This window comes from Collinsella sp. AF18-8LB (genome assembly GCF_003459795.1).
GTDB lineage: Bacteria > Actinomycetota > Coriobacteriia > Coriobacteriales > Coriobacteriaceae > Collinsella.
Window position 1 is genome coordinate 99,368 of sequence record NZ_QRWU01000006.1, and the last position, 10,617, is coordinate 109,984.

Genomic DNA, 10,617 nt, shown 5'->3' on the forward strand with positions numbered 1-10,617 from the left:
CGTTTTGAAGTCTACCCTGCCTTCAAATAGGGCGAATGGTATAGAGATAGCTGTAAAACAGCCTAATTCACTGTGTTCATTTATACGTATTTGAACTGACTGTCCAGCCCTGCTCGACGGCGCACGGGTGATTCGCCGTTTAGACCGGCGCAAGGCCGATTCCGGCCCGCAGAGCGTTGAGCCAAGCGGCCTGACGCTTGCGATAGCCCTTGATGCGATACCGGAATCGGACTCCCGCGAGTCGATGCATCGTTTGGGCGAAGGCTTCGAGTGCAACAAGGTCTTTCATTTGGTCGCGATTGATAACCAGGACGTGGATGCCCATTGCTTTGAGTCCATTATTTCGATTGCCATCGTGGATGCGAGCGTTTTGAAGCTCATGCCCAATTCCGTTGTATTCGTTGTCGACTCCGGCTGCCGGGCAATATAGGTCGCAGATGGCGTAAGGGATGCCGGAGGACATGTTGACCGCAAGAGTGTCGAAGTCGATTCGATGGTTGAGTAGCAGGCCTCCCATGGGCAGGCTGCAGCATCCGAATCCGCCAAAGCGCATGGGCGCTCCGAGAACGGCAAACATTAGGGATTCGGCTGGGGATGCAGATCCGGGTCGGGCGAGATTGACTGCCGTGCGAAACGAGGTGTATGAGCTACTTTTGGCGAAGCGCGCGACCGCCTCAAGCTCTTCGATAGTTGTGGCGGGCTCGCATTTGTAGTGCGCCTGTTCGTAGCGGGTTTCGTTCTGCTGTTCGGCCGCCGACCGATCGCCCCGGCAATCGAGGTCGTCCATCGCTTCGTAGCCATCGCCCTTGGGCCAGATGTCGTCATAGGCAATGGGGTATGTTGCCCCGGGAGGAAGGGAGTAGGTTCCGAGCAGTTCCATGAGAAGCATCAAGGTTTTGGCGACTGATTCATTTTTGGAACAAAGCATGGCTGTCATGGCAGGAGACGTTGCGTAGATGTCGGCCTCGACGTGCATAATTGCACCTTCAGGAAGAGGAGCGGAGAGAATATGCTGAAAAAGTCGCTTGTCGGGGCGTCTGTTGTCTTCGCTTGAAACGAGAAGATCGAGCAGTTCGGAATCATCTTCATTCCAGGCGTCGAGTATCGAAAGTGCGCCAAAGTCTATCGCGTCATTATTGGGAATGCAGCTAGCCAAGGCCTGTGCTTGCTGTTCACTATCAACGGAGTCCCAGGGTAGGGCAGAGTACGCCCGTCGTGCGCGACGAATTGCGCGGAGGGCGGAGAGATGTGAAATCACGGTCGTCATAGCTATAACGTACTAAGTTGGCGGCAGAATGCGACCGCCATACCGTTCTTTTCGCTCAGCGGGGCGCTGCGCGCCATGAACGGCTGGGTGTTATGAAATCGATGGAATCGGTTGAGGGGATTGCAGGAAATTGAGCTCTGCCGCGAAGGTTGACGATAGCTACTGGACAGTTAGTTCAGATACGTATAAGACGGCGGGCGTTCGAGGCGTTTCTAAGGGCCTTCGAGGGCGATTTGAGGGTAAATATGCGGCGGTTGTACTCGAAAACGATGAGCATTGGGCGGCATGGCATCCGCCGGGGAGCTCAGAAGGCTCCGAACGGCCCTTTGGGGCTTTAAAAAAATACGTATCTGAACTAATTGTCCAGGGAAGGTTGGCGAGGGATAGAAAAAGGGTCGGAAGCGAGCTTCCGACCCTTTAAAAGCATCAAAGATGATGCGATGCGCGTTGGATTACAGTGCGAAGTCGCCGCCGACGAGCGTGGAGACGGGCTCCTCGTGGTAAACGGCGGAGATGGCCTGAGCGAACTCCTCGGCGACCGAGATGGTCTTGATCTTGCCGCCGACCTCGACGGGGATGGCGTCGGTGACGACGCACTCGACGATGGGGGCGTCGTTCAGGCGCTCGATGGCCGGGCCGGAGAAGATGCCGTGGGTGGCGCACACGTAGATGTCGCCGGCGCCCATGGCCTTGAGCTCCTTGACGTTGGCGCACAGGGTGCCAGCGGTGTCGATCATGTCGTCATTGATGATGCAGGTCTTGCCCTTGATGTCACCGATGATGCCCATGACCTCGGCGGCGTTGTGGCGCGGACGGCCCTTGTGGGCGATGGCGAGATCGCAACCGAGCATGTCGGACAGCTTCTTGGCGGCCTTGGCGCGACCCACGTCGGGGGACACGACAACCAGGTTGTCGGTGTCGAAGTGCATGTCGTTGTAGTACTGGCCGAACAGCGGCAGTGCGGACAGGTGGTTAACCGGGATATCGAAGAAGCCCTGGATCTGGCCCTGGTGCAGGTCGAGGGTGATGATGCGGTTGACGCCGGCGCGCTCGAGCAGGTTGGCGACGAGGCGGGCAGTGATGGGCTCGCGCGGGCCGGCCTTGCGGTCCTGGCGGGCATAGCCGTAGTGGGTGATGACGGCGGTGATGGAGCGGGCAGACGCGCGCTTGGCAGCGTCGGTGGCGATGAGCAGCTCCATGAGCATGTCATTGACGTTGCCGCCGGCTACGGACTGAATCAGGAAGACGTCGGCGCCACGGACGGTCTCGTCGTAGCGGGCGTAAATCTCACCATTGGCGAACTGCTTTAGCGTAAGGCCCGAAAGCTCGACCCCAAGGTACTCAGCGATCTTCTGAGCGAGGGGACGGTTGGAGGAACCGGAATACACGCGGATGGACTTGCGCATATTCTCCGACTTCTCGGGATCATTAATCGGCATTACCCTTCTCCTTTATACATCGAATGCCATATAGATGCCTTGTTGCATTGTAACCGCGCGATGGGGTTTATCGAGTCTTGATAACGTCTTTACCGTCAACGGACACGAACCGACCACTCATCCGGTTGCGCAGGTCACGATAGAAAAAAGGAGCTGCTCCATGGAACAGCTCCTTTTGTGCTTGGTAAAACGTTATACCTCGTCGTCCTCGTGCAGACGGCGGCGATAATCGGCGGCCCAGCCCTCAATATTTACCTGACGGGCGCGGCCCAGGCCGAGTGCGTCTGCCGGAACCGGCTCGGTGATGACGGAGCCGGCGGCAACGAGCGCGCCGTCGCCGATCTGGGCGGGCGCGACCATCATGGTGTCGGAGCCGATGAAGGCGTCCTTGCCGATGACGGTCTTGTGCTTGTGGACGCCATCGTAGTTGCAGGTGATGGAGCCCGCGCCCACGTTGACGCCGGAGCCCATGGTGGTGTCGCCGATGTAGGACAGGTGCGGCACCTTGGAGCCCTCGCCGATCGTGGACTTCTTGATCTCCACGTGCGTGCCGGCCTTGGAGCCATCGAGCATGTGGGTGCCCGGGCGCAGGTAGGCGCGCGGGCCGCAGTCGACGCCGTTCTCGATGACGGCCTCGATGGCGATAGTCTCATCGATGACGCAGCCGCTGCCGACGGTGGTGTCGGTGAGGCGGCTGTTGGGGCCGAGCTGGCACTCCTCGCCCACGGTGACGTGGCCGATCAGGTGCGTCTGCGGCCACACGATGGTGTCGCGGCCGATGACGGCATCGGGGCCGATCCAAGCCTGCGTGGGGTCGATGAAGGTGACGCCCTCGGCCATCCAGTGCTCGTTGATGCGATCGCGCGCGATGGCGGTGAGCTGCGCGAGCTGGATGCGGCTGTTGACGCCCAGACCGTCGCGGTAATCATCGCAGTGGAAGATGGAGACCGCCTGGCCGTGGCCCTTGAGAATTTCGAGCATGTCGGGCAGGTAATACTCGGACTGCGCGTTGTCGTTGCCGATCTCGTCAATGTGGGCGGCGAGCTGCGCGCCGTCAAAGGCGTAGCAGCCGGCGTTGCACTCCAGCAGCGCGGCGGCCTGCTCGGGCGTGCAGTCCTTCTGCTCGATGATGCGCTCGACCTGACCATCGGCGCCCAGCTTGATGCGGCCGTAGCCGAAGGGATCGGGCGGGGTCATGGTCATGACGGTGCAGGCGAGCTCGCCGGTGGCGACGGTCTGTGCGAACTTTGCGACGGTGTCGGCGGTGATGAGCGGCAGGTCGCCGTTGAGCACGACGACGGGGCCTTGCGTGATGCCACAGGCCTCGAGTGCGACCTTCACGGCGTGGCCAGTGCCCAGGCGCTCGGTCTGCTCGACGCACTCGACTTTGGTGGCGCTGGTGGCGTAGGCGCCGTCGATAAGGGCGCGCATCTCGTCGGCGTGGCTGCCGATGACGACCACGACGCGGCTGCAGCCGGCCTTGATGGTGGCGTCGACGATCCACTGAACCATGGGCTTGCCCAGGATCTTGTGCGAAACCTTGCAGTGGTTCGACTTCATGCGGGTGCCCTCGCCGGCGGCGAGGATAATTGCGGTTGCGTCCATGTGATCTCCTGTTACGTTATAGAGACGTGTGTTTGGAAACGATACACGGCGCAATATGATACCGCAGGCATATGATGAGCGCGTAACGATTGGTGCATGGCGGCCGATGTCGGTGTCGCCGGTGTGGCGTTTGCGCTGGTTGTGTATGGCGCCGGCGGCGCTGCGGCGTTGGCGTTTGAGCGAGGGGATGGGGGTGCCGGTGGACATCACGCGAGAGGAATCGGGCAGTGAGCCCGTCGCGGCGTTCTCGATGTCGCACCCGGCGGTGCCGGCGCTCTATATGGTGCTGACGCTGGGGCTCACCATGTTCTCGATGCAGCCGGTGCTGATCGCGCTGTCGCTTGCGGGCGGGCTGGCGTACGGGCTTGCGACGCGCGGTGCTGCGCGCACGTTGGGGGCGCTTCGCTGGCAGCTGCCGGTGATTTTGATTATCGCGCTGGTCAATCCTCTGTTTAGCGCCTCGGGCTCGACGGAGCTGTTCCGTATTGGTATGCGCGCGGTGTATCTGGAGAGCATGGTATACGGCCTGTGCATGGGCGGGCTGTTTGTGGCGAGCGTGCTGTGGTTTGAGGCCGCGGCGTCGATGCTCGAATACGATAAGGTGCTTGCGCTTTTGGGTAACGCCGCGCCGGTGATCGCGCTCATGATCTCGATGTGCATGCGGCTTATCCCGCAGTTTTTGCGCCGCGGCCGCACGGTGCTGGCGGTGCAAGATGCGATTGACGTGCCGGGGCGCGCGCCGGCCGACCCCGTGCGCTCGCGCCTGCGGGCGTCGAGCGTGCTGATGGGCTGGGGCATGGAAGATTCGCTGGAGCGTGCGGACGCGATGCGCTCGCGCGGGTGGGGTGCCGTGACGCGTCGCACGACGTACGCGCGGTATCGGCTGGGGCGCGGCGATGTTGCCGCGCTGGTTGGGCTTGCGGCGTTTGGTGCCGCCGCGGTAGCGGTGGCATGGGTTGCGACGACGCAGTATTCGTTTTACCCGCAGCTTTCGGTGCCGGCGCCGTGGCCGGGCTATGTTGTATACGCGGCTTGGATGGCACTGCCCTGCGCGCTGCACGTGGTTGACGAAAAGAGGTTTGGCTGATGACTCGGTTGGACGGGAGCATGATGACGGACGCGGCGCGCGGCTCGGATGAGCCGGCGATTGAAGTGCGAGGCCTGCGCTTTGCCTACCCCGGGGCCGAGGCGCCGGTGTTCGATGGTCTCGATTGGCGCGTTTCCCAGGGCGCGTTTGCGCTGCTCGTTGGTGGTACCGGGTCGGGTAAGTCGACGCTGCTCTCGCTGCTTAAGCCCGAGATTGCGCCGACGGGTGAATGCGCTGGTGAGTTGCTCGTGCTGGGCGAGAACGTTGCCGACATGGACGTGCGCGCGTCTGCGGAGCGCGTGGGTTATGTGTTCCAGGATCCCGAGAACCAGATTGTGTGCGAGACCGTGTGGCACGAGATGGCGTTTGGCCTGGAAAACTTGGGCATGTCGCGCGACGAGATGCGCCGTCGCGTGGCCGAGACCAGCTATTTCTTTGGGTTGGAGGATTGGCTCCACCGCGATACTGACACGCTTTCGGGCGGACGCAAGCAGCTGCTGTCGTTGGCGGCCGTGCTGGCGTTGCGCCCGCGCGTGCTGCTGCTCGATGAGCCCACATCCCAGTTGGACCCCGTCGCCGAGAAAAATTTTTTGCATGCGCTGTTTCGTGTGAATCGCGAGCTGGGCTGCACGGTTGTTGTGGCAACGCACCAGCCGCGGTCGATGCTCGAGTATGCGACGTGTGCGCACCGGATTAAGGGCGGTCGCGTGCGCGAGGTGGTTGACCTGGCGAGTTTGGGTAGTCGCGAGGGACTTTTGGCTTTGGACTCTTGCTGGCCCGCGCAGGTGGCGGCGACGAGTGCGGCGGCAGCTATCCGCGAGGGCTGGTTTCGCTACGGTCGAACGTCCGGCTGGGTGCTGCGCGGGCTCGACGTGGCGTTTTCGGCCGGCGTGGTGCATGCGGTCGTGGGCGGAAACGGCTGCGGCAAGTCGACGATGCTCTCGGTGCTGGCGAAGACCGCTAAGCTGCAGCGTGGCCACATGGTGCGTGGGACGGCCTCGGCGGCGCTGCTGCCTCAGAATCCCAAAGCGTTGCTGGTTGCCGAGACGGTGCGCGATGAACTAATGGAATGGGCTTCGACCTGCGGGTACGACGAGGCCGTAGCACAGGAGCGCGCGGCAAGTCTGGGGCTGTCGGGCCTGGATGGGCGCCACCCGTACGATCTTTCGGGCGGACAGCGTCAACTGCTTGCATTGGCAAAGCTGCTGCTGATTGGCCCCGAGCTGTTGCTGCTTGATGAGCCCACCAAGGGCCTTGATCTGGCAAGTCGCTGCATTATCGCCCGAGCCCTGCGTGAGCATGCGCAGGGCGGCGGCACCGTTATCATGGCCACGCACGACCTGGACTTTGCCGAGCAGGTCGCTGACGAAATCGCCATGATGTTTGACGGCGAGATCGCCTGCGTGGAGCCGCCGACCGACTTCTTTGCCGACAACGTGTTTTATAGGGCGTGATGGAATGGCGGATTATCGCGTCTCGCACCTACTTACAAAGATGGAAATCCCGCTGCTGCTGGCGGTCCCCGCAGTGATGACTGCGGCGTTGCTGGCGGGCGTTGAACAGGCGGCGCTTGCCATGCTTGTCGTGGTGGCGTTGGTGCTCGCGCTGTTCTTTGCGGGCTACGAGGCGTCGCGCCCCGGCCTGCGCCAGATTATGCCAACGCTGGTTCTGGCGGCGTTGGCCGCGGCGGGGCGTATCTTGTTTGGCCCCATTCCCGACTTTAAACCCGTGAGTGCCATCGCCATTATCGCGGGGGCGACGCTTGGGCGTCGCAACGGGTTTATGGTCGGCGCGCTGGCGGCGCTGACCAGCAACTTCTTTTTTGGCCAGGGTATGTGGACGCCGTGGCAGATGTATGCCTGGGGACTCGTCGGCTATGTTGGCGGCGCCCTGGCGCATGCGGGTGCGTTCGACCGTGCGGATGGGACCGTGCGCATGCCGGCATTGCTTGCGTACGGTTTTGCATCGGGCCTGCTCTATGGCGTCGTGATCAACGCATACGACATCATCGGTTTTGTGCAGCCGCTCACGTGGGCAGGCGCCGTGGCGCGTCTTGCCACGGCAGTGCCGTTCGATATCACGCACGGACTCGCGACCTGCGTGTTTTTGGCCGCCCTGTACAAGCCCTGGTGTCGCCGCATCAACCGAGTCGTCGTGAAGTACGGGCTGTAGGGTTGGTTGTGCCGGGGCGGGAATCAATACTGTCGAAGTAACATTTCAAAACTATGCCGGTTTACGGGGCTAGATTGGCACAGGCAGGCCATACCGGCTTTTTTCGAAATAGAGTAAGCCGTTTACCTGCAGTTTTATTATTTCGGAATTGCGTATGGTTGGGGGTTTGCGATTTAGCCCCGTAAACCGGCATAGTTTTGAAATGGCCGGTTGACATGACGGGCATCGTGGCCCTCAGAGAGCCAAATTGATCCGTTTTCTTCCGTCCCCAGACGTCCCCGGGAATCAGCTGAACCCGCCCGCCACGAAATCGGCCCATCTACTACGCTTAGCCTGATACCCCCGACCATGACCGCGTTTTATGAAAAACCGCAGGCTTTCTACCTGCGGTTTTCTTTTCGCGTTGTTCGCTGTGGTTGAGGGTGGCGGCCTAAACGTAGTAGATGGGCAGGTTTCGTGGCGGGCGGGTTGCGCGAACACGCTCGCGAGGCGAAAATGACCCGTTTTCCTCCATCCCTGGGAATCAGCTGGGCTAGAGTTCCAACGCGAGGGTGACGGGGCAGTGGTCGCTGCCAAAGATGTCACCGCGGATGCCCGTGTCGCGCACGTTGCCGGCGATTGCGTCGCTCACCAGGAAGTAATCAATGCGCCAGCCAGCGTTGTTTTTGCGAGCATTAAAGCGGTAGCTCCACCAGCTGTAGACGCCCTCGACGTCGGGGTTTGCCGCGCGCCAGGTATCGGTAAAGCCGGCATCGAGCAGCTCGGTGAACTTGCCGCGCTCTTCGTCCGAAAAACCCGCGTTGCCGCGGTTGGACTTGGGGTTCTTAAGGTCGATCTCCTCGTGCGCCACGTTAAAGTCGCCGCAGGTCACCACGGGTTTACCGGCATCGTGCTCAAGTGCGCTTAAAAAGCCGCGGTAGGCATCATCCCACGCCATGCGCACATCGATGCGGGCGAGCTCGTTTTGGGCGTTGGGCGTATAGACGTCGACAAACCAAAACTTATCGAACTCGAGCGCGCAGACGCGGCCCTCGGTTGCGGCCTGGGCAACGAGCTCTGCCGCCTCGCCCTCGCCGGCGTAGGGCAGCAGCGCATCGGCGCGCAGCACGCGCAGCGGTTCCTGGCGGCTAAAGACCGCGGTGCCCGAATAGCCTTTGCGCTCGGCGTAGCTCCAGGTTTGGTGATAGCCGGGCAGGTCGATATCGACCTGGCCCTCTTGCAGCTTGGTCTCTTGCAGCGCCAAGATGTCGACATCGAGCTCCTGCGCGATCTGGATAAAGCTCGGGTCCTTTTTGAGCACGGCGCGCAGGCCGTTGACGTTCCACGAGGCGAAAGTGTAAGTCTGAGGCATGGTGTCCTTTCGACGGGGTTGGCAGGCTTAAGATTAGCGCAACAAGGGCGGAGCGGGCACCACGCGTGACAACCCAAGGGCCGCGTGCTGGGATATTGCCCGACGCTGCCCGACCAACCAGGACGGAGGACTCGTATGACGCAGGCAATATCGGACCCCAAGCAGGCCTCCGCGGCGCTGGCGGAGCTGTTCGATACCCACGAGCGCGTGGTGTTCTTTGGCGGCGCGGGCGTTTCCACGGCGAGCGGCATTCCCGATTTCCGCAGCGTGGACGGCCTGTATCATCAGCAGTTCGCCTACCCGCCCGAGACCATGCTTTCGCATAGCTTTTACGAGGCGCATCCGGCCGAGTTCTTTGACTTCTACCGCACCAAGATGATCGCGCTTGGCGCCAAGCCCAATCGCTGCCACACCAAACTGGTCGAGCTGGAGCGGACCGGCAAGCTTAGCGCCGTGGTGACGCAAAATATCGACGGCCTTCATCAGATGGCCGGCTCGCAGCGCGTGTTCGAGCTGCACGGCTCGGTCCACCGCAACATTTGCCAGGCGTGCGGCGCAGTCTATAGCGCCGAGTGGATCTGTGCGCGCGATCACGAGGATGCCGCGGGCGTGCCCGCGTGCCCTGTGTGCGGCGGCCGCATCAAGCCCGATGTGGTGCTCTACGAGGAGCCGCTCGACGAGCATGTGCTGACCGGCGCCGTTGCCGCCATCGCCGCGGCCGATGCCCTTATTGTGGGCGGGACTTCGCTCGTGGTGTATCCGGCGGCGGGCCTTACGCGCTGCTTTACCGGCGATACGCTGGCCATTTGCAATCTCGCTCCCACCGATCAGGATGCAAATGCCGACCTGCTGATTTCTTGCGACATCGCGGCCGCGTTTGCGTTCTAGCCCGCGCACGCGGATACAATAGAAAGACTGATTGCAAAACGACCCCGCCGCCAGCGCCCAAGCGCGGCGGCGTGGGCATTTTAGGAGGATGTTCATGGCGAACGATAGCAAGACATGGCGGTGCGGAAAGTACGAGCTCAGCTTTGACCGTCCGCGCATCATGGGCGTCCTCAACGTGACGCCCGATTCGTTTAGCGACGGCGGCGAGCACTTCGATGCGGATGCCGCTATCGAGTACGGCCTGGCGATGCTCGACGCCGGCGCCGACATCATCGACGTAGGCGGCGAGTCCACGCGCCCCGGCTTTACCCCGGTCAATCCCGACGAGGAGGCTCGTCGCGTGCTGCCCGTGGTGCGCGCGCTGGCAAAAGAGGGCGCCATCGTCTCGATCGACACACGCCACGTGGCGGTTGCCAAGGCGGCCGTGCGCTGCGGTGCCTCGATCGTCAACGACGTGACGGGCTTCACCGACCCCAAGATGGTCGAGTTTGTCGCGACAAGCACCTGCGGCGTCATCGTGATGCACGCCGGCGAGGTCGCGGCACCTACCCGCACACATGCAACGGTGCAGCTCGATACCTCGGCCGCGGCGTTTGTTGCCGAGAAGGCGCGCGAGGCGGCTGCCGAGGCCGCGCGAGAGGCCGAGAAGCCGGCTCGCCGTCGTCGCGGCAAGCTGCTGGGCGAGCCCAAGGTTGAGGCCAAGCTTCCGGGCGGCGTGGTGCAGCCTTCGCTGCCGTTTGGCGACCCGGAGCCCGCGCCCGAGCCTGCGGACGAGCAGAAGCAGGCGGCACCGGCGGCCGAGCGGGTC

10 protein-coding genes are annotated in these 10,617 nt (G+C 62.3%); 6 read left to right on the plus strand and 4 right to left on the minus strand.

The features are described 5' to 3' along the window. Positions 1 to 139 precede the first annotated feature (139 nt). From DWX25_RS07185 to glmU, 3 genes are all read right to left on the minus strand, one after another. Positions 140 to 1,156 carry an endonuclease domain-containing protein gene (locus DWX25_RS07185; protein WP_233505614.1) on the minus strand — a complete coding sequence of 339 codons (1,017 nt, stop codon included), beginning with the start codon at positions 1,154 to 1,156 and terminating at the stop codon, positions 140 to 142. Positions 1,157 to 1,719: 563 nt separating this feature from the next. After that, the gene (locus DWX25_RS07190) at positions 1,720 to 2,706 is read right to left on the minus strand and encodes a ribose-phosphate pyrophosphokinase (RefSeq protein WP_089573682.1); all 987 of its coding nucleotides are present in this window, start codon (positions 2,704 to 2,706) and stop codon (positions 1,720 to 1,722) included. Between the two features lie 192 nt (positions 2,707 to 2,898). Beyond that, positions 2,899 to 4,311: a bifunctional UDP-N-acetylglucosamine diphosphorylase/glucosamine-1-phosphate N-acetyltransferase GlmU gene (glmU, locus tag DWX25_RS07195; RefSeq protein ID WP_117798832.1), complete on the minus strand. Its 1,413-nt coding sequence runs from the start codon at positions 4,309 to 4,311 to the stop codon at positions 2,899 to 2,901. 96 nt (positions 4,312 to 4,407) lie between these two features. On the opposite strand from glmU, the gene DWX25_RS09755 reads away from it, so the two are divergent. Genes DWX25_RS09755 through DWX25_RS07210 form a run of 4 tightly spaced genes read left to right on the plus strand, consistent with a single transcriptional unit; the run spans position 4,408 to position 7,570 of the window. Next, positions 4,408 to 4,542, plus strand: coding sequence for a hypothetical protein (locus DWX25_RS09755; RefSeq protein ID WP_255412948.1), 135 nt, complete (start codon positions 4,408 to 4,410; stop codon positions 4,540 to 4,542). Further along, entirely contained in the window at positions 4,511 to 5,398 is an 888-nt protein-coding gene (locus DWX25_RS07200) for an energy-coupling factor transporter transmembrane component T (RefSeq protein ID WP_233514243.1), read from the plus strand. Before DWX25_RS09755 ends, DWX25_RS07200 begins: the two co-directional genes overlap by 32 nt. 20 nt (positions 5,399 to 5,418) lie before the next feature. After that, positions 5,419 to 6,852, plus strand: a complete 1,434-nt coding sequence (locus DWX25_RS07205; protein ID WP_233505201.1) for an ABC transporter ATP-binding protein — start codon at positions 5,419 to 5,421, stop codon at positions 6,850 to 6,852. A gap of 4 nt (positions 6,853 to 6,856) precedes the next feature. Then, positions 6,857 to 7,570 carry a DUF6580 family putative transport protein gene (locus tag DWX25_RS07210; RefSeq protein ID WP_117798834.1) on the plus strand — a complete coding sequence of 238 codons (714 nt, stop codon included), beginning with the start codon at positions 6,857 to 6,859 and terminating at the stop codon, positions 7,568 to 7,570. Between the two features lie 532 nt (positions 7,571 to 8,102). On the opposite strand, the gene DWX25_RS07215 is transcribed toward DWX25_RS07210, so the two are convergent. Continuing rightward, positions 8,103 to 8,921 (minus strand): exodeoxyribonuclease III, encoded by an 819-nt coding sequence (locus tag DWX25_RS07215; RefSeq protein ID WP_117743664.1) that lies wholly within the window; start codon positions 8,919 to 8,921, stop codon positions 8,103 to 8,105. A gap of 135 nt (positions 8,922 to 9,056) precedes the next feature. On the opposite strand from DWX25_RS07215, the gene DWX25_RS07220 reads away from it, so the two are divergent. Continuing rightward, positions 9,057 to 9,809, plus strand: coding sequence for an NAD-dependent protein deacylase (locus DWX25_RS07220; protein WP_117798835.1), 753 nt, complete (start codon positions 9,057 to 9,059; stop codon positions 9,807 to 9,809). Positions 9,810 to 9,903: 94 nt separating this feature from the next. Continuing rightward, on the plus strand, positions 9,904 to 10,617 hold a 714-nt coding region (gene folP, locus DWX25_RS07225), incomplete at its 3' end, for a dihydropteroate synthase (RefSeq protein WP_117807882.1).